The 16,754-nt window shown below is 46.0% G+C and carries 21 protein-coding genes; 9 read left to right on the top strand and 12 right to left on the bottom strand.

Annotated elements, in window-relative coordinates:
* Window positions 1–136: 136 nt before the first annotated feature.
* The gene (locus KNO79_RS12885; protein ID WP_196431586.1) at window positions 137–937 is read left to right on the top strand and encodes an MBL fold metallo-hydrolase; all 801 of its coding nucleotides are present in this window, start codon (window positions 137–139) and stop codon (window positions 935–937) included.
* A 408-nt stretch (window positions 938–1,345) separates the two neighbouring features.
* Window positions 1,346–1,552, top strand: coding sequence for a DUF3006 domain-containing protein (locus KNO79_RS12880; RefSeq protein WP_015880796.1), 207 nt, complete (start codon window positions 1,346–1,348; stop codon window positions 1,550–1,552).
* A gap of 51 nt (window positions 1,553–1,603) precedes the next feature.
* Here KNO79_RS12880 and KNO79_RS12875 read toward each other — a convergent pair whose 3' ends face one another.
* Window positions 1,604–2,170 carry a TlpA family protein disulfide reductase gene (locus KNO79_RS12875; RefSeq protein ID WP_230872856.1) on the bottom strand — a complete coding sequence of 189 codons (567 nt, stop codon included), beginning with the start codon at window positions 2,168–2,170 and terminating at the stop codon, window positions 1,604–1,606.
* Window positions 2,171–2,245: 75 nt separating this feature from the next.
* On the opposite strand from KNO79_RS12875, the gene KNO79_RS12870 reads away from it, so the two are divergent.
* The gene (locus KNO79_RS12870) at window positions 2,246–3,100 is read left to right on the top strand and encodes an aldose 1-epimerase family protein (RefSeq protein ID WP_196431588.1); all 855 of its coding nucleotides are present in this window, start codon (window positions 2,246–2,248) and stop codon (window positions 3,098–3,100) included.
* A 37-nt stretch (window positions 3,101–3,137) separates the two neighbouring features.
* Here the strand turns inward: KNO79_RS12870 and KNO79_RS12865 are convergent, their stop codons facing one another.
* The 3 genes from KNO79_RS12865 to KNO79_RS12855 all read right to left on the bottom strand — a co-directional run bounded on the left by KNO79_RS12865 (window position 3,138) and on the right by KNO79_RS12855 (window position 5,360).
* On the bottom strand, window positions 3,138–3,356 hold the full coding sequence (locus KNO79_RS12865; protein WP_214691470.1) for a PspC domain-containing protein: 219 nt from the start codon (window positions 3,354–3,356) through the stop codon (window positions 3,138–3,140).
* 20 nt (window positions 3,357–3,376) lie between these two features.
* Complete coding sequence (locus tag KNO79_RS12860; protein ID WP_214691469.1) at window positions 3,377–4,084, bottom strand: SDR family oxidoreductase; 708 nt, start codon at window positions 4,082–4,084, stop codon at window positions 3,377–3,379.
* 79 nt (window positions 4,085–4,163) lie between these two features.
* Window positions 4,164–5,360, bottom strand: coding sequence for an LCP family protein (locus KNO79_RS12855; RefSeq protein WP_251125331.1), 1,197 nt, complete (start codon window positions 5,358–5,360; stop codon window positions 4,164–4,166).
* A 196-nt stretch (window positions 5,361–5,556) separates the two neighbouring features.
* Here KNO79_RS12855 and KNO79_RS12850 point away from each other — a divergent pair, with 196 nt between their 5' ends.
* A complete protein-coding gene (locus KNO79_RS12850; protein ID WP_159563538.1) occupies window positions 5,557–6,471 on the top strand; it encodes a hypothetical protein in 915 nt (304 codons plus the stop codon).
* Window positions 6,472–6,649: 178 nt separating this feature from the next.
* Here KNO79_RS12850 and KNO79_RS12845 read toward each other — a convergent pair whose 3' ends face one another.
* On the bottom strand, window positions 6,650–6,877 hold the full coding sequence (locus KNO79_RS12845; protein WP_031421006.1) for a hypothetical protein: 228 nt from the start codon (window positions 6,875–6,877) through the stop codon (window positions 6,650–6,652).
* 271 nt (window positions 6,878–7,148) lie between these two features.
* On the opposite strand from KNO79_RS12845, the gene KNO79_RS12840 reads away from it, so the two are divergent.
* Window positions 7,149–8,021, top strand: a complete 873-nt coding sequence (locus tag KNO79_RS12840) for a hypothetical protein (RefSeq protein ID WP_214691467.1) — start codon at window positions 7,149–7,151, stop codon at window positions 8,019–8,021.
* Between the two features lie 65 nt (window positions 8,022–8,086).
* Here the strand turns inward: KNO79_RS12840 and KNO79_RS12835 are convergent, their stop codons facing one another.
* A complete protein-coding gene (locus tag KNO79_RS12835) occupies window positions 8,087–8,458 on the bottom strand; it encodes a hypothetical protein (RefSeq protein ID WP_074037773.1) in 372 nt (123 codons plus the stop codon).
* Between the two features lie 102 nt (window positions 8,459–8,560).
* On the opposite strand from KNO79_RS12835, the gene mce reads away from it, so the two are divergent.
* Entirely contained in the window at window positions 8,561–8,974 is a 414-nt protein-coding gene (gene mce, locus KNO79_RS12830) for a methylmalonyl-CoA epimerase (RefSeq protein ID WP_251125330.1), read from the top strand.
* An 11-nt stretch (window positions 8,975–8,985) separates the two neighbouring features.
* Here mce and KNO79_RS12825 read toward each other — a convergent pair whose 3' ends face one another.
* Window positions 8,986–10,032 carry an NAD(P)/FAD-dependent oxidoreductase gene (locus KNO79_RS12825; protein ID WP_214691466.1) on the bottom strand — a complete coding sequence of 349 codons (1,047 nt, stop codon included), beginning with the start codon at window positions 10,030–10,032 and terminating at the stop codon, window positions 8,986–8,988.
* A gap of 168 nt (window positions 10,033–10,200) precedes the next feature.
* Here KNO79_RS12825 and KNO79_RS12820 point away from each other — a divergent pair, with 168 nt between their 5' ends.
* On the top strand, window positions 10,201–10,755 hold the full coding sequence (locus KNO79_RS12820) for a methyltransferase family protein (protein WP_074037776.1): 555 nt from the start codon (window positions 10,201–10,203) through the stop codon (window positions 10,753–10,755).
* Window positions 10,756–10,791: 36 nt separating this feature from the next.
* On the opposite strand, the gene KNO79_RS12815 is transcribed toward KNO79_RS12820, so the two are convergent.
* Window positions 10,792–11,601 carry a DUF368 domain-containing protein gene (locus KNO79_RS12815; RefSeq protein WP_015880783.1) on the bottom strand — a complete coding sequence of 270 codons (810 nt, stop codon included), beginning with the start codon at window positions 11,599–11,601 and terminating at the stop codon, window positions 10,792–10,794.
* Window positions 11,602–11,674: 73 nt separating this feature from the next.
* A complete protein-coding gene (locus tag KNO79_RS12810) occupies window positions 11,675–12,250 on the bottom strand; it encodes a GNAT family N-acetyltransferase (RefSeq protein WP_074037777.1) in 576 nt (191 codons plus the stop codon).
* Between the two features lie 100 nt (window positions 12,251–12,350).
* On the opposite strand from KNO79_RS12810, the gene KNO79_RS12805 reads away from it, so the two are divergent.
* Window positions 12,351–13,100: a sugar nucleotide-binding protein gene (locus KNO79_RS12805; RefSeq protein ID WP_074037778.1), complete on the top strand. Its 750-nt coding sequence runs from the start codon at window positions 12,351–12,353 to the stop codon at window positions 13,098–13,100.
* 38 nt (window positions 13,101–13,138) lie between these two features.
* Here the strand turns inward: KNO79_RS12805 and KNO79_RS12800 are convergent, their stop codons facing one another.
* Entirely contained in the window at window positions 13,139–14,380 is a 1,242-nt protein-coding gene (locus KNO79_RS12800) for a cytochrome P450 (protein ID WP_214691465.1), read from the bottom strand.
* A gap of 87 nt (window positions 14,381–14,467) precedes the next feature.
* Here KNO79_RS12800 and KNO79_RS12795 point away from each other — a divergent pair, with 87 nt between their 5' ends.
* Window positions 14,468–14,833, top strand: coding sequence for a potassium channel family protein (locus KNO79_RS12795; protein ID WP_159563530.1), 366 nt, complete (start codon window positions 14,468–14,470; stop codon window positions 14,831–14,833).
* A 17-nt stretch (window positions 14,834–14,850) separates the two neighbouring features.
* On the opposite strand, the gene KNO79_RS12790 is transcribed toward KNO79_RS12795, so the two are convergent.
* Window positions 14,851–16,203 (bottom strand): alanine/glycine:cation symporter family protein, encoded by a 1,353-nt coding sequence (locus KNO79_RS12790; protein WP_074037781.1) that lies wholly within the window; start codon window positions 16,201–16,203, stop codon window positions 14,851–14,853.
* Between the two features lie 129 nt (window positions 16,204–16,332).
* Window positions 16,333–16,602: a membrane protein insertion efficiency factor YidD gene (gene yidD, locus KNO79_RS12785; protein WP_015880777.1), complete on the bottom strand. Its 270-nt coding sequence runs from the start codon at window positions 16,600–16,602 to the stop codon at window positions 16,333–16,335.
* Window positions 16,603–16,754: the final 152 nt, after the last annotated feature.

Genomic DNA, 16,754 nt, shown 5'->3' with positions numbered 1-16,754 from the left:
TATCTCGCACACATACACTGCACGGTTGAGACCTTGCAAAAAGCAGAAAGTCACACGACTTTCTGCTTTTTTGTTGTTCCGTCTATTGTTTTGGGGAAAAGAGTGATTGAATCCATACAGACAAGGAGGAACTCCATTGATTCAAGCGAAGCTGCAATCCTTTACCGTATACGAAAGCGCGTTGATGCGAACGACATCGACCCTCATCGATACACCAGATGCCCTTTTGTTGATTGACCCGACCTGGCTCCCCGAAGAAATTGCGACAATCCGTCGTGACATCGAATTACACCGTCGGAATCGGCCGCTTTATGTCATCTTCACACATCATCATTTTGACCACATCATCGGAGCTTACGGCTTTGCAGATGCCACAACGATTGCCTCACAGGCTTTCGTCGATGCAGACTCATCTGACCAATTAAATGAGATTCGCGAGTTTTATGAACAATATTATATTGATCACCCGATTCAAAAACCGGACATCGACCTGGTCATCCAACCCGATCAAACGCTTTTAATCGGTTCAGTGCCCGTGACCTTCCTCTCTACACCGGGCCATGACGCGACACATATGTCGGTTCTCATCGAATCCATGAATCTTCTCGTTTGTGGAGATTATGGGTCTAATGTCGAGCCACCTTTTATCGAACACGACCCAACCGCCTATCTCGACACGTTACAAACCTTGCAATCACTCATCTACGAACATGAGATTCGCTGGTTCGTACCAGGGCACGGCGATTTGTGCGACAGCCGGAGTCACATGATTGAGAGATTGAGTGCGGCGGAAGAATATATCTTGGCACTCCCCGAAGAACGTCATTGGTCCTCCGCATGGCCAGAGCACGCTTTTTTTGACCGTGTTCATGAGCGGAATCGAAAGATGGTGGAACAAAAAGAGACCGATCGTCGGTCTCGTCAACAAGACGTATAAAAAAATCGCAACGTCTCCCCAAGACGTTGCGATTTCCCCCTATGTAGACCTATTTCTTTGTGACGCGTTCTGAGCGGACCGTGAACATACGGTCAACCCCATAGATCGTTACTCCCGTCAGAGCGAGTAACCCAATCATTGCAGAAGAAAACATGACCATCCCCCCATTGTTCACAGTTTCGTCATAATCACCCCGTGGTTTCATTATAAAAGACCATTTCAAAAAAAGAAAGCGTTTTCTTCAAACTTTCTTCACATTTCCCGCATTTAACCTCTATCGTTTTTTGATACAACGTCCCTATAGTGATTAGACAGACACGTGTAAAGATGTGTAGCTTTTGTGGAATTTGGGAATACATGATGTAAGGATAAAAAGAGACAGAAGCTGCTCGTCGAGGAGGAAGAGGTATGATTAAGTACGGTACATTGGTACGAATCGAGGGAAAATATGCCGTATTGAGATGGAACAACGGCTCAAGTTTCATCCCTAGACGATTCCTACCATCCGAAGCACGTGTTGGTGATACAATCATTCGAGACAACCATCATTACTATCTTGAAGAAGATATGACCCCTAACTTTGACGCATTGATCAAGCAACACTATAAAAGCTGAACGGTCTGCCCTCTCTAACCGGGCAGTTCGTTCAGCTTTTTTTCGAATGAATCATTCTGAGATGTCGTCGATTTGTTGCTGAAGCCATGCCTCGTCTACCGGACCCGTTTTTTTCGCCACGATGATCCCTTTTGCATCTAGAACGTACGTCGTCGGTAATGCGACAACGCGATATTGTTGCTCGACAGCGGCCTCTTCATCTAGCAAAATCGGAAAATCAACGGGATACTCATCTAGGAATGCCTCCACGTCCTCTTTTCCTCGTCGCTCATTTTTGGTGACGTTCACGCCAAGTACTGGGATGCCTGTCGCTTCTTCAAACGATACGAGTTCAGGAAACTCATCCCGGCATGGCGGACACCAAGAGGCCCAGAAGTTAATGACGACCGGCTGTCCTTGGAACTCAGAAAGGGTCAAATTCTCCTCATCTAACGTATTCAAAGTGAAGTCCGGGGCTTGTTGCCCCACTTCAAGTCCTCCTAATACCGATTCATTTTGGACGATCGGAACCGCTTCTTCTTTCTTTTGTGTCATCATATATTCCTCGTAGCCTTTATATGCGAGGCCAGCAATCAATAGAAGGATCAGCGTTCCAATACCAATTCTTTGTAAGCGCATCATTTACCCCTTGTTTGTTTTACTTAAGATTTCTACACTTAACTTATCATAAACCCGTAAAGGAGCGTATGGATTGTGCAACTTCAAAACGAGAAAATACAGATAACCTTAAAGGCACAAGGTGCTGAGATGACGAGTTGGAAAGTATCCGGAACTGAACTCTTATGGCAAGGGGACCCGACCTATTGGGGACGACAAGCCCCGATCCTCTTCCCGATTGTCGGTCGATTGCTCGATGATCAATATGTATATGAGGGAAACACCTATACGATGAGTCAACACGGATTCGCTCGGGACGCTATGTTCGAGGTCGAATCTTCGACTGCCACGTCGGTCCGCTTCACATTGAACGATACATCGGAATCACGTCAACACTATCCATTCCCATTCACACTGACCGTGTCCTATCAACTTGTGGGCGAAGAAGTGATTGTGACGTATCGCGTCCATAACCCGGGCGAAACGACGTTACCGTTTAGCATCGGTGGTCATCCTGCATTCAATATTCCGTTCATGGGCGGGACATTTGAAGACTACGTGATCGATTTCGGCGAAATCCGCTCCCTCGATCGCTATTTGCTCGAGGGCCCTTATTTAACAGGCGCGTATCAACCACTCGGAGAGCGTCAGTATATCCCCCTCACTCGGTCGTTATTTGACGACGATGCACTCATTTTTGAGAAAATTGAGTATGCTGCACTCCGACATCAACCAACCGGTGCAGCCATCGTGATGGAGAGTCCCTCTTTCACGCATTTCGGCATCTGGTCTCCGCCGCAGAAAGACGCTCCGTTCGTCTGTTTGGAACCTTGGTTCGGACATGCGGATTATAAAGGCCATCGAAAAGATTTCCTACACAAAGAAGGGATCCAACTCCTCCCACCAAACGAAACGTTCGAAGCGAGTTATACATTATATATGGAAAACTAAAAAATCAATCCGACGTCTTGTCGGATTGATTTTTGATTTAGAAGCGATCGTCTTGTTCGGCTTCATATTCTGACACCGGCTTTTTCATGATGAGTGCCAGAATGATATAAATGAGGAGTCCCGGGCCACCGAGAAGCGCCATCGCCACGAATAGGACTCGCATAACGGTGACGTCCACCCCTAGATAGTTTCCAAGCCCTGAACAAACACCAGCAATCATTTTATTGTTTGGGTCTTTATAAAGTTTCCGTTCCATATCATCTTCTCCTCAACTCATTATGATCGTTGTGGTCGACGTAATGTCGTTCTTCCGCCGTTCGCAACCTCTCCACGCCCTTCAAAGTCGAGCGCTTCATTAATCGGTGTGCTACCAGACTTGATTTCGATTCGGCGACCGTACAGACCTCGGTTGTCGAGAGACGCTGCGATGACAGTCGCGACATCGGTTTCGGAAAGCGTCGCACCATCCGCATCACTCAAGTCCTCTGATGCTTCGATTGAACCTTTACTCGGTTCATCAACAATGGTCACTGGGCAAATGATCGTATAGTTCAAACCGCTATGTTCGATATACTCGTCAGCGGCATTGTTAGCTGACAGAAAGTTAAAGAGTTCTTTCGGTGCAGCGTTCGGTTGATCAGCGCCATAGGCACTGAGTAAGACAACATGACGTACCCGTTCCTTCTTAGCGGCATCGATGGCATTCATCGCAACGTTTCGGTCAAGCAGTTCAATTTCAGTGCTCGAACCATCCGCGCCAGCAGTTGCCGCGATAATAACGGCATCTTGTCCACTTGTCGCCTCATGTACTTTCTTCTCGAGTTCTGTCTCGACATCAACCGTCAATACGTGTGCACCCATTTTCTCGTACTCTGCTTGTAGTTCAGGATAACGAATTAAAGCGGTCACTTGATGGGTTTTCGCCAGGCTTTTCAATACACGTTTCCCGATCTTTCCTGTTGCTCCAATGACTAAAACTTTCATTCAAATTTCCCTCCTCAAAAGAGTAGTTCATTTGTTTAAATTTCCTCTTTCAAGTCAGAATCAAACCCTTTTCTTAAAATTATCTGACAGTACCCCAGACAGATAAATCAAGGGCGTCTCGAATCGCCTGCACGCTCTCTTCTAACGGTTCATAGTAATACACGTTATTGATATAAGCATCTTGACCCTCGACTTGCATCTTATTCACCTCAGGATTCGAAATCATCGTCAATCCGACAGATGCCATTTGCAAGACGTTCATCTCAAGTCCCATTTCTTCTTTCATGAAGCGATACGTCGCCGGAATTTTTGTCCATCCTGAAGGACTTGCCAGTTTTTCAGCGACAGCTGTCATGACCTCCGTTTGACGATTCGAACGTGCTCCATCCGTATCCGATTTACGATGTCTCGCATACGCCAATGCCATGTCTCCATCCATCGCATAGGAAACACCTTCCGTATACTCATACGTCTGGTTGAACCCTTTCTCGCTAAACGAATGCGTTGCCGTGACATTTACCCCACCAATCAAATCAATCAATTCCATGAATGATTCGAACGTGATGACGACCTGTCCATCGACCGAGGCGTCGGTCAGCCCTTCCACGGCACCAATCGTACACTCTGCACCTCCGAACGCGAACGCATGCGTGATTTTATCACCTTCCCGTTCAGGCTCACATGGAATCGCTGTATACGTATCACGTGGAATCGATACATTCTGAACAGTACCAGAGCGTGGTACGAATTCCATCAACTGCAAGGAGTCCGTACGAGATCCCGACAACGATTCTCCTACTCGCGCATCGCTCCCCATAATGAGGAATGTAAATGGAGCAGTCGCAAAATATCCAACAATCAGTAGCATTGCAAGTAAGAAAAGGGCAGCTTTCCCCTTCCATTTACGCTTTCGTTTCGATGGTTGTTTAGACGAATGATCTATTTCTCGTTTAGCAGGGGTAGATGGTGTTGATGGTTTCGTCGTCTGTCGAGATTTTGGTCGAGATGATTTCCGTTTCGAAAATAATGAAACCCGGGGCAGTCGTTTCCGACTTGACTTTGCCGTCCCATTTTTCGTCCTTGGCGATTCTTGGGTTTGTTCATTTAAAAAGGGATGTTCTGATTGGCGTGTTACCCGTTCACGCTGTTGTTCAGATTGTGCACGTATAGAGGGCTCGTCCGTTTCACCGTGGTCCACACGAGACGATTCGATTTCTTGTTGTTCTAATTCGCGCTTTCTACGTTCGACACGCGATAAATGTTGTTCATCTTTCATCATTATGATCCTCAACTTTATCAATTTTTCTCTATTATCCCGAACCAGCCATCATCTGACAACGTTTCTTACGAAAATCCGTCTTAAGCATGAGAGCGAATGGTTGTTTCAGATGAAAAGCGGGAAAGGAATAATAATTGGTTTCTGCCCAAATCGAGATTGCCTACGAAAAGTTTGACTGAAAGGAGGAGAGCTGATGCGCATCGGAAAGTTACGCGTATTGTTAGAGCAGTATGGCGAGGCGACGTTACGCGATTTGCTCGTCGAAATGTACCGTCATACTCCTAAAGATGTGATTGATGATCAAGATTTTGATTTTATGATCAGCCAATTCACGCGCTATAAAGAGAAAAAAAATTCTGAAGAGCGACATTCGCTCTCGCAAACCATCACCTTGGCTGAACGGTTTGTTGATTCTGCGTACGAACATTTGTACATTCGTCCGAATCAAGTCATGTCAGAACGCGACCAAAAAAATTGGTACATTCATGCTAAAAAAATCATTCGCGATTTAGCGCATTACGCCGAGGAATACACAGAAGCACGTACGATGTATGAAGAAATGTTTTACCTCCTCTCTACATCGGCTGGCGAAGAACCGCTCTTCTCTACAAGTGACCCGTTTCGCCTTTTAAAAATTTCACAAGTCACCATGCTCAAGCAACTCATTCACTACTATCAGCTCGATGCCCCGATTGATACCGTTTGGATTGACCGCGCCCTATACACCGCACTCCACGTGCCAAAAGATGTTGATTCTACACGAATTGATTTACTCTCAACGCTACCCATCGAACACAGTCATGCCAATACAAGAAAACTCCTTCACTCCCGTCTCTTAAAACTTTGCGATCGGATGTTAGAGAAGTCCCAAACAGAGGATACCGCGCTCGAAAACTATCAAGCGCTTAAAATGTTAGAACTCCGCCTTCTCGTCGCTGAAGGGAATTTGAAAGAAGCGGAACAAAAATTGTTCTCTGAATATATCCCGTTCTTTTCTCATCGCTCCGAACCATTTCGGGTATATGTCGACTTTTTAGAGAGTCACGGACACACTAGTGAGACGAAGCGCTTAAAACGAATTGCTAAAGAAAAGCGAATCCGATTTTAAAAAAAGGGAGTCAATCGATAGGATCGATTGACTCCAATACATGATATGAACGAGGGGTGTTCATTTGAAAAGGAGGACAGAAAGTTGGTGCAGAACTTTCTTCCTACACATATAAGTATAAGGGAACGATTGTAACCGTTACCAAATCACTTATTGCATTTTTGTGAACGTTTTCACGTTATTCAATCGTGTTCATCATGCCAAGTCCGATGACAGATAACAACACAATTAATACGAACAAATACACCATTTCATTCGGCGATTGAAATCCTTCATGAATTTCTACATCTTCTTCGACAATGATATTTTCATGAATGACGACCGGTTCTGTCTCGGCCATGGCTGCAGACGGTGTTACCGTCAACCAAAGCACAGAAACCAGAATCAGTTGATAAATGTATTTCATCATATACTCCTACTCCGTGTTTTCATTGTGTTTAAGTATAGCACGTCTCATCCGTTCGTTGCGCTGACATTTGATGAATCTCACAGATGAACGATGAAAGGAAATCCATTTCATTGTATTGGACGGATATGTTCTATTTTACTCGAACCTTTTTCTTACGTAATTGATTTTTTCTCGAGTCAGGTTTCATCATTCTGCCACACCCCACGATACAAGATAGCGCTTACAATTTATTTGTACTTATCATTTGATAAAGAAAGAAGGATTCTTCGTGAAACGAGCGCTACGTTTTGTAGAATGCAGGCAATTACCGTTACATGAGCGTATTTCCATTCAGTCGCTATATCCTTTAAGCAAGGCCCCTTTGCTTCTCTCCCTTCCCTCGCATCATCACGTCTACGTCGCACTCAATCGAGATACCCCACTCGCTTCAATCGTCGCAAACGACGAACAGCTTGAAACGGATCATGCCATTCGCCTCTCTCAAGCCACATATGGTGATCGTCACGTCTTTCGCGGACTACTTCATCGTTTGATCTATGAACGAAGTCGAGAAACAAAGTACCCGATTACGTACTATCTTCAGGAAGAGGATTCTCATAATCAAGACAAGCATCGAATATATGAAGCAGCAGGGTTTCAAGTATTTCATCAAACCAAAACGTATCATCTACCATTCATCCCTTGCGAGAAAGCAACCCATACCAATTGGACACTCGAATTGGTGGACTATTCAAGAAGAGCAGATTGGCTCACATTTCGAAATGAACATTGTCATCTCCTTCCGGGTGCCATTTCGATGACAGATGAACAATTCGCACGAGAAGTTCGCCAGCAAACATTGTTCTATTCCGTGAAGTGGAACCGACAAGTGATTGGAATCATGAAAGTACGCTTACATATGTACCATATTTCAATACAAGAGATGCACGTTGACTGTGACGAGACTTTATTGCGGGAAGCTATTTCATTCCTTCAACAAAAATTTTTCTACATGTTCCGATACATTGAAGAGGCACATATTTCAGCAACAAGTTTGCAACCTGATTTGAGTTATACACTTCGTCGTCACGGCGCCCAAATCTCGAGTATTTGTCGTTATACGTACATGCTACAGGCACCACCGACCCCGATTTATTCCTAAACAATCAAAAGACGTCGAGCAAACCAACTCTTTCTCAAAGGAAAAAGTTGTTCATTCGACGTCTTTTATTCTGCAGCAGTAGTCGACTCCATCGCTAGAGGCGGCATCGCTTCAAACAGTTCTGTCCGAAGCCCCGTATCTCTCAAATCTAGCGATTCAATCCGATCGAACTTAATTTTGCGATCGACGACATTGAACCAATACGTAATATTTGGTTCATCTTTAAAACGAATCGCATAATTCGACCCATTTAAATGAAAGTCGACCTCGGTAGACAGCAACTCGGTCGGACCAATTTGTTTATGGGTCGTTAATCGTTCAAGGACAACCTGTTCTTCATTGATGCGATAGTCGACAAACGTCGCAAGCGAGAGTCCAAACACAAATGATACAAAGGCGAAAGTGCCCACCAAACCCATCGTGATTTTTCCGTTCATTTCGCTGTCCCTCCCTCTCCTATTATATCGGATAGGCTTGAAACGTTGTGAAGTGACATTTTGTTCAACTTTAGGCAAACTGAAGCAGAAGGAGGAATTTACATGCATATCGATCATACTGGGATTGCCGTTCGAGACTTAGATGAGGCGATCACATTTTACACGACGGTCTTAGGAGGAAAACTCGTGGACCGCTATACGAACACGACCACCGGGGTCGAGACCGAATTGGCCGTCATTCATATTGGAGAGGATGTCATCGAATTGTTGCGTCCGACTAGTAAGACGAGTCCGATTGCCCGGTTCATGAAAGCTCGAGGGAAGGGTGTTCATCATATCGCCTATCGTGTCGACGATTTGGACGAAGCGATGGCCGCTCACAAACAAAATGGCATCACCTTTTTAGAAGACACACTGCGTACGACCGCGAAAGGTAGACGCTTAATCTACATGGACCCGCGTCATTCAGGCGGTGTGATTACCGAGCTTTGTGATTATCCTAGAGAAAAGCAGTAAGAGTGGTCCTCTTACTGCTTCATCATGGTTTCTTCTATGATTTGACGATTCTTCTCTTTTAACCGTTCATTATGAGAGGACACCATTGCGGTAGCGTTCGCATTCGGGTCAATGTATGTTTTGGCCCGGTTCACCGCATTCGCAGCATCTTGAAACGCTCCAGCGATGAGATGTACTTTCCCTTCATGCGTGAGAATATCACCGGCAGCGTACAATCCCGGTATGGATGACTCGCTACCTGAATTCCCTCTCACATAAAACCCATCCTTCATCTCGACCTGCAATTCGCTGTTCCGAAGCAACTCCGCGTCTTGTTCATATCCGTGATTGATGACCACTTCATCGACCTCGATTACGCTCGTCTCTCCTGTTTCGACATGAGTCAAAAGAACTTGTTGAATCGATTTCCCATCGTGAGAAATCAAATCCGTCACTTTTGATCGTGGGCAACAGTCGACTCGACCCTGTTTAATTTTTTCAACTTGTGCTTCATGTCCACTAAGTTCTTCTTTTCGATACGTCAGCACGACCTGCTCTGCAATCGGCTCGAGCGCATTCGCCCAATCGACTGCACTATTGCCGCCACCCGATATCAAGACGCGCTTTCCTTTAAAGCGTTCAAGTGATTTAACCGTGTAATGGAGGTTCGACAATTCGAACCGCTCCGCTCCGCTCACTTCAACCTTATGCGGTTTGAGGATCCCACTTCCTGTCGCAACGATGACGGTTTTGGAAATATGATGACCGTTCGTCGTGTCGATCCCGAACAAATCGTCTGAACGCTTAGAGATCGACTCCACCTTCTCGCCAAGAAGGACCGTCGGAGAGAAGGTGAGACCTTGCTCGACGAGTTGGTCGATCAGTTTTGCCCCAGTCGTCGGTAGGAGACCACCTACATCCCAAACCATTTTCTCTGGATAGACATGTACTTTCCCGCCTAAAAAAGGTTGAAATTCGATAATTTTCGTCTTCATACCTCGTAAACCGCTGTAAAAAGCGGCATACAATCCAGCCGGTCCCCCACCGATAATCGTCACGTCGAATACTTCCTCGTTCATCGTCGCACCCTTCCTCTCTATATACGTAAAAATGATAATCATTCTCATTAGATGATAACCTGTTTTGGTCACTTTGACAATTTTTTTCTAATATCGCCCTGATGGATTTGGTTTTTCTTATGCGTAGGTCGGGTAATGAAACATGAATCAAAAGGGAGGATGTGCGTGATGAATTGGATGGATGTCCTATTAATCGTCGTATCATTTTTTTGGCTAGTTGAGACGTGGCGATTTCGTAACCGAAAAGAGGCAACAGACGGGGCTGTCGAGCGGAAGAGCTTTTACTTTGTAGCGACGACGATGATTGGCGTCTTCGTGTTGTCTATGATCTCTTCGCTTGTTTTCGAATCACAGCCTTCGACAGTTCAACGAATCATCGGACTTACTTTTTACATAGCCGGCGTGTCGTTACGTTATTGGGGGATTTTACACTTACGTCATCAATTCACACGACATGTCGTCGTCCGACCGGAAGACGAACTCGTCAGCTCGGGACCGTATCGTTACTTACGCCACCCTCTTTACACAGGGTTGTTATTGATTACGTTCGGATTCTCGCTATACTTTATTCATTGGGGAATCGCCTTGATTGGTGCGGGTCTCACCTCGCTTGCATTACTGTACCGCATTCGAATCGAGGAAGGTATGCTCATTCGCCATTTCGGTCAGTCTTACCAATCCTGGTCGAAGACGCGCAAGCGCCTCTTCCCCTTCATCTATTAAAAAGGAGTCCGGCTCATCGCTGGACTCCTTTTTCATTTAGACAGAATATTTGCTGAGTAATCGGACGACGATGACCCCCGCGATGAATGCGACGATACTGAGTATCCACATGACTCCGGAAGCTGGTACACCCGGAAACACGACGGCGAGTGAGCCAATGACCAATCCGATGATGACGGAGAACGTCATTCCCGGAAAATTCGCCAACAAGTAACGAATGACTTTACTACTTACAATAAAGCCGACGGCCACTCCAGCACCGACAATCCCAATAATCAACAGATTGAAGTTTGAGATGGCGCTGATGACGGTTGGATAAACGCCAATTAACAACAAGACGAATGAACCGCTAATTCCAGGAAGCAACATCGCCATGCTGCCCAACCAACCGGAGAAGAATAAGAGAAGTGCCGTCCCGAACGTCACGTCCGTCATAATAGACGAATCAACCGGATTCAAGAATGCCATACTCGCAACGAGTATCGTTGCGACAACCATAGCAATAACATGAACCGGACGAATCGATGCGCGTGATTTAAATTCCACGAATAGAAGTGGAATAATCCCTAAAATCAATCCGATAAAGAAAAATTGTGTCGGTGCATAATACTCCAGCAATAAGTATTCAATAACTCGACTCAGTGCGATAATGGCTGTCCCCATTCCAATTGCCAATGGAATCAAGAACCCGATATATTTTTTCCAATATCGGCTAAATACGCCGCTAATCGCTTCGATGAGTTGATCGTAGATGCCTAAAATGACTGCAATGGTACCACCGCTTACACCAGGGATTAAATCACTCGTCCCCATGGCCATCCCTCGCCAAATGTTCTTCCACTCCATAATGTATCTCCTTTACGTATATCTTTCCTCAAGCACTTAGTATAGTCGAGAAAAGAAGTTTGCGCATCCGCTTTTAGACTGAGAAAGGAGTCGAATTGATTTCTTTGATCATATAGTCAAATCTCGCCCCAGAAATGTTGATTTCTTTTTCCTTATGGAAGCCGAGACGTGTGTATAAGCGATGTGCCGCAGGATTTTCTTGATCCACGTTCAATGTGACGGCGGGCACACCGCGTTCTTTCGCAACGAGACAAACGTGTTCGATTAACTTCGTCCCGATTCCACGACCTCCATACGCCTCTGCGACAGCCAGTGAATCAATGTATTGGACATAACCTTCCGTTTCAACGTCCACCTCTTCTCCACTTCCATGCGCCGTCAACCATTCTCGAATCGGTCGATCCAATTCTTCTGCCTTATCCCCACGATACGAGATGATCATTCCGGCAACTTCTCCTTCAAAATCCGCCACCCAGATGTTTTCGTGACTCAAGCGGTTATTTGGTTTCTCTACCCACATCGCTAGTCGCTCCAATACCTCAGTCGTATCCGTTGATGCTGTCAATGTGTACGCAATCTCATGGATCGCTTGATACATGAGTGGTGCAATTTGTTTACTATCTTGTTTGGTTGCTTGTCGAATATTCATGATTAATCCCTCCATCATCCAGTCTAGCATAGCCCGGCACATCGGTTGTTTGTCCACACTCGTTTTGTGGCATCATATAGAGTGAAAGGGGCGAATCGAAATGAAAGCTATTCTTACAGGAATGAACGGTACAGTGGCACCCGTTGTTGCCGAAACGTTGCAGCGCCACGGAATTGAAGGGATTGCGTGGAATCGCGAGCAAGTGTCCACGACAAACGAAGAGGAAATGCGAGAATTCATCGAGCGCATCCGACCGAACTACTTTTTACATATCGGTATGGGCGCGGTGGAGTGGGCCGAGACGCTCGCTCGTTTATGTGGTGAGGCGAAAATCCCTTTCCTGTTCACGAGCACGGTTTCAATTTTTTCAGATGAAGTGACCGGACCGATTTCCCCAGATACGCTACCAGATGCCGAGGATGACTATGGAAAGTATAAGCGTGAGTGCGAACGTGCGATTATGAACGCCAATCCTGGTGCTCAAATCGTTCGTCTCGGATGGCAAATCGGGGATGAGGCCGGATCGAATAATATGATGGACTATTTTACGAACGAAATGAAGCAACGAGGGGTCATCCAAGCGAGTGAGCATTGGTATCCATCATGTTCATTTTTAGTAGACACGGCAGACGCGCTATTTGAAATTTTGACTAAACGTGGACCGGGTATCTATCAGTTAAACGGAAATGCGAACTATTCCCTATACGACATCGCCGTCGGACTAAAAGAGCTTCATGACACCGACTGGCAGATTGAATGTACCGATGAACCGAAACGGGATAATCGAATGATCGATTCATCGGTCTCGATTCGTCCCATCTCCAAACGCCTAAATTTGCAAACGAAGTAAATTCAAAGTCGCCTACTCCCATCGAGTAGGCGACTTTTTTATTGGTTTCGAGTTAGATGAGTCAATCGCAATTTACTTTTCGGCAGACTCGGCATGTCTACAAAACTATAGCTCAAGTCTTGAGGTGGGACCGTGTAGACGTATTCCTTAGTAAACAACTCAATGACTTGTCCAAGAATTGCAATGGTCACATGTTCACCGGCACATCGATGTCCAAAATCTACATCTCCCCCACCTTGCGGAATAAAGTTAAACGGACTCTCGTTCCAATCTTTAAAACGAGAGGGATCGAATCGATCCGGCTCCGTCCAAATAGAGGAATCATGATTCGTACCGTACAAATCAAGAAGCGTCAGCGTCCCTTCCGAAAATGCATAGCCGTCCCATTCAAAATCGGTTTTGACACGAGCTGCCGCTACAGGGAAAAATGGATAAAACCGTCTCACTTCCTGAACAAATTCTGTTTTCGAGACCTCTCCCCGCTCTACCTGCTCTTTTACATCCGGGAACTGATGTAAAGCTAAGACAGTGAAGAGGACATACACCGAGATTGCGACAGTCGGGCGTAAAATGTTCAATACTTCGACCGCCACGACGTCTTCAGGTAATAACTCTCCGGATTCATCTCGGTGCCACGAAAATTCGTACAGCGCCGTATGTTCGTTCGGCAATAATCGATTCGACCGCAATTCTTTTACCATCTGACGAATCCAGGTTTCAGCGGAACTTCGTGCCTTCCGACCTTGTAAATACGTGGGACAAAGAGACGTACCCGATTCAAATAATAACCTCATCTCTTCAGTGCGCTTCCCAACTTCTTCTTTCGCAAGTGGAACTCCCGACCATTCACATACGGCCTTCATCAACACTTGTTGCGCAATATCGTATAAGACGACCTCCTCTCCCATTCGTTCAATCTGGTTCCACTCTCGATATGTCAAGCGGAGCAATCGATCTATATTTTCTTTTGTCATCAATGACATGAACATATGTTTTCGATGCGTATGAGCCGCACCATCTAGTGTTTGGACCCCATCTTCTCCAAACAAGGTTTTCAATAGACGTTTTGGCGCCGCATTCTGACGCATGAATTTGTCTGCATCATAGAACACCTCGGCAGCCTCTTCGCCCCCAAGACAAATCACGCGCTCCCCGAGCAAACGTGTTTCAAAGATATTTGATTGAAAACTTTTGCGACGATTCGCAACAAATAGATATCCTTCCCGTAAAAAATCGACACTATGGTCGAGTCCTTCTTGTTTCGGTATGACTTTCCCCATCCAACTCACCCTTTCTCTTTTCTCGAACTATAAAGGATGTTCCCCCGTTTTTAGCGAACAAACCTAATATCGAAAGGAGCGAGTGACATGTTGCCGTTCTTACTGACATTGCGTCGAATTGTACGCGGAATCTGGCGTGGCCTCCGCGAACCTGAGTTCCAAGTCTTATTCAGTCTTGCCTTTCTCACTGTCCTATCCGGTACACTTTTTTACACACGGTTCGAGGAGATGCGTTGGTTGGACGCACTTTACTTCAGTGTCATCACCCTGACTACCATCGGATATGGTGATTTTGCCCCTCAGACCGACATCGGAAAAATATTCACAATCGGATATGTATTGACTGGGGTGGGCATCATGGTTGGCTTTATCACAAAAGTGTTTGATCATTTACAAAAAGCACGACTCGATGAATTAGAAGCAAAACAAAAGACGCCACCCTCTGATTCATAAGGATGGCGTCCTTCCGTTTAGGAAACTTTTCGATTTTCAATTTCAAGCTGTTGGTTGAAACGCTTCGTCTCGGCAATGACAACACCCGACAAGAACAAGAGACCAATCAAGTTCGGGATGGCCATTAAGCCGTTGAAGACATCCGATAACGCCCATACCAAGTTCAAGTTCGTCGTCATGGCACCGAGTCCCGCGACGAGTACAAAAGCAATCCGATAGGGAAGAATCGACTTTTGTCCGAACAAGTAATGAATGGAGCGTTCGCCGTAATACGACCAACCGAGCACGGTCGAATAGGCGAACAAAACGAGCCCGATTGTGACAATATAACCGCCGGCTGGTCCGAGGAACAGTTCAAATGTAGCTGAAGTCAATTCGACCCCTTCAAGTCCTGTCCCGATTTGACCACCCATGACGAGTGTCAATCCTGTCACCGAACAGACGACAAGCGTGTCCAAGAAGACTTGAGTCATCGAGACGAGCGCCTGACGACCCGGCATATCTGTTTTCGCTGCCGCTGCTGCGATCGGAGCAGAGCCAAGACCTGCTTCGTTCGAGAAGACACCACGTGCCACCCCGTATCGAATGGCAGCTCCGATGGCCCCTCCACCGATTGCTTCTGCACTGAACGTACTGCTGAAGATGAGTGCGAACGCATCCGGAATCAGCGAGTAATTCATCACCATAATTAAAAGACCGCTACCTAAGTAGAAGGCAATCATGACGGGGACGAAGTAACTGACTACTTTCCCGATGGAACGCACGCCTCCGAGAATGACCGCTCCTGTAAAAATCATAATGAGAATCCCTGATATGTATAGTGGTACGTCAAACGTTGTTTTGAGCGCAAGCGCGACCGAGTTCGTTTGGACCCCGTTTCCAATACCGAACGCCGCAATCGATGCGAATGCAGCAAATGCTACCGCTAACCATCGTTGATTCAACCCTCGTTCTAGATAGTACATCGGTCCACCAGCCATTTGACCGCGCTCATCAGTGACCCGATACTTCACGGCAAGAACTGCCTCTGCGTATTTCGTTGCCATCCCAAAGAAACCGGACACCCACATCCATACGATGGCTCCCGGTCCTCCTAATACGACCGCTGTCGACACCCCGACGATATTACCCGTACCGACGGTCGCCGCCAGAGCAGTCATGAGCGCCTGGAAGTGACTGATGTCCCCTTTAGAGGATTGATCCTGATTTTTCGAAAACGCCAATTTCAACGCATACGGTAATTTGGTGATTTGAATCCCACCTAGACGCACCGTCAAGTAAATGCCTGTCCCCACAAGCAAAATCAAGAGCGGCGGTCCCCATACAAAGTTGGATGCCGTACTCACCCATTCACTAAATGATTGCCCCATACAAAGTATCCCCTTCCCCCGAAAAATAGTGTACACCTCTATTTTTTCAGAATACTTAGAACAATGCAAAAGTATTGTACTAAAACAACTGATTCATTGTTTGTTCTGTACAAAAACAGCGAGACGAACTCAATCGTCTCGCTGTGACTCAGGTTTCTCTCGTTGTAAAGGCGCTTTCCAATCAAATGTATCCGGAACATAATCGAGCCCGCCTGGATGAAACGGCTGGCAGCGAATGAGTCGGCGAGCGGTTAAATAACTGCCTTTGACAGCCCCATGTTTTTCGATTGCTTCGATTCCGTAGTGCGAACAGCTCGGATAAAATCGGCACGTTGGCGGCTTTAATGGTGAAATAAAACGCTGGTAACCTTGAATCCCTTTTACTAGTACACGTTTCACACGATTTCGCCTCACTCTTTTGAATTAGTGCCATCATAGCGCGATTTGAAACGTTTGTCATGTTCGTCGATTCCTATGTCAAATCGTTTTCCATCTCTTTACAAATGAGCAGGATGGGCGATATTCGAGTGTATGTTTGTTATGATAGTCAA

Source organism: Exiguobacterium sp. s43 (genome assembly GCF_018617255.1).
GTDB classification, from domain to species: Bacteria; Bacillota; Bacilli; order Exiguobacteriales; family Exiguobacteriaceae; genus Exiguobacterium; species Exiguobacterium profundum.
The sequence above is the reverse complement of the archived record's forward strand: the minus strand, read 5'-3'. Positions and strand labels throughout refer to the sequence as shown.

Bases quoted from the DNA above. Each gene is read 5' to 3' on its own strand.
- KNO79_RS12880 (WP_015880796.1), top strand. From the start codon at position 1,346: ATGATTAAGTACGGTACATTGGTACGAATCGAGGGAAAATATGCCGTA.
- KNO79_RS12875 (WP_230872856.1), bottom strand. From the start codon at position 2,170: ATGCGCTTACAAAGAATTGGTATTGGAACGCTGATCCTTCTATTGATT.
- KNO79_RS12865 (WP_214691470.1), bottom strand. From the start codon at position 3,356: ATGGAACGGAAACTTTATAAAGACCCAAACAATAAAATGATTGCTGGT.
- KNO79_RS12860 (WP_214691469.1), bottom strand. From the start codon at position 4,084: ATGAAAGTTTTAGTCATTGGAGCAACAGGAAAGATCGGGAAACGTGTA.
- KNO79_RS12855 (WP_251125331.1), bottom strand. From the start codon at position 5,360: ATGAAAGATGAACAACATTTATCGCGTGTCGAACGTAGAAAGCGCGAA.
- KNO79_RS12850 (WP_159563538.1), top strand. From the start codon at position 5,557: ATGCGCATCGGAAAGTTACGCGTATTGTTAGAGCAGTATGGCGAGGCG.
- KNO79_RS12845 (WP_031421006.1), bottom strand. From the start codon at position 6,877: ATGAAATACATTTATCAACTGATTCTGGTTTCTGTGCTTTGGTTGACG.
- KNO79_RS12835 (WP_074037773.1), bottom strand. From the start codon at position 8,458: ATGAACGGAAAAATCACGATGGGTTTGGTGGGCACTTTCGCCTTTGTA.
- mce (WP_251125330.1), top strand. From the start codon at position 8,561: ATGCATATCGATCATACTGGGATTGCCGTTCGAGACTTAGATGAGGCG.
- KNO79_RS12825 (WP_214691466.1), bottom strand. From the start codon at position 10,032: ATGAACGAGGAAGTATTCGACGTGACGATTATCGGTGGGGGACCGGCT.
- KNO79_RS12820 (WP_074037776.1), top strand. From the start codon at position 10,201: ATGAATTGGATGGATGTCCTATTAATCGTCGTATCATTTTTTTGGCTA.
- KNO79_RS12815 (WP_015880783.1), bottom strand. From the start codon at position 11,601: ATGGAGTGGAAGAACATTTGGCGAGGGATGGCCATGGGGACGAGTGAT.
- KNO79_RS12810 (WP_074037777.1), bottom strand. From the start codon at position 12,250: ATGAATATTCGACAAGCAACCAAACAAGATAGTAAACAAATTGCACCA.
- KNO79_RS12805 (WP_074037778.1), top strand. From the start codon at position 12,351: ATGAAAGCTATTCTTACAGGAATGAACGGTACAGTGGCACCCGTTGTT.
- KNO79_RS12800 (WP_214691465.1), bottom strand. From the start codon at position 14,380: ATGGGGAAAGTCATACCGAAACAAGAAGGACTCGACCATAGTGTCGAT.
- KNO79_RS12795 (WP_159563530.1), top strand. From the start codon at position 14,468: ATGTTGCCGTTCTTACTGACATTGCGTCGAATTGTACGCGGAATCTGG.
- KNO79_RS12790 (WP_074037781.1), bottom strand. From the start codon at position 16,203: ATGGGGCAATCATTTAGTGAATGGGTGAGTACGGCATCCAACTTTGTA.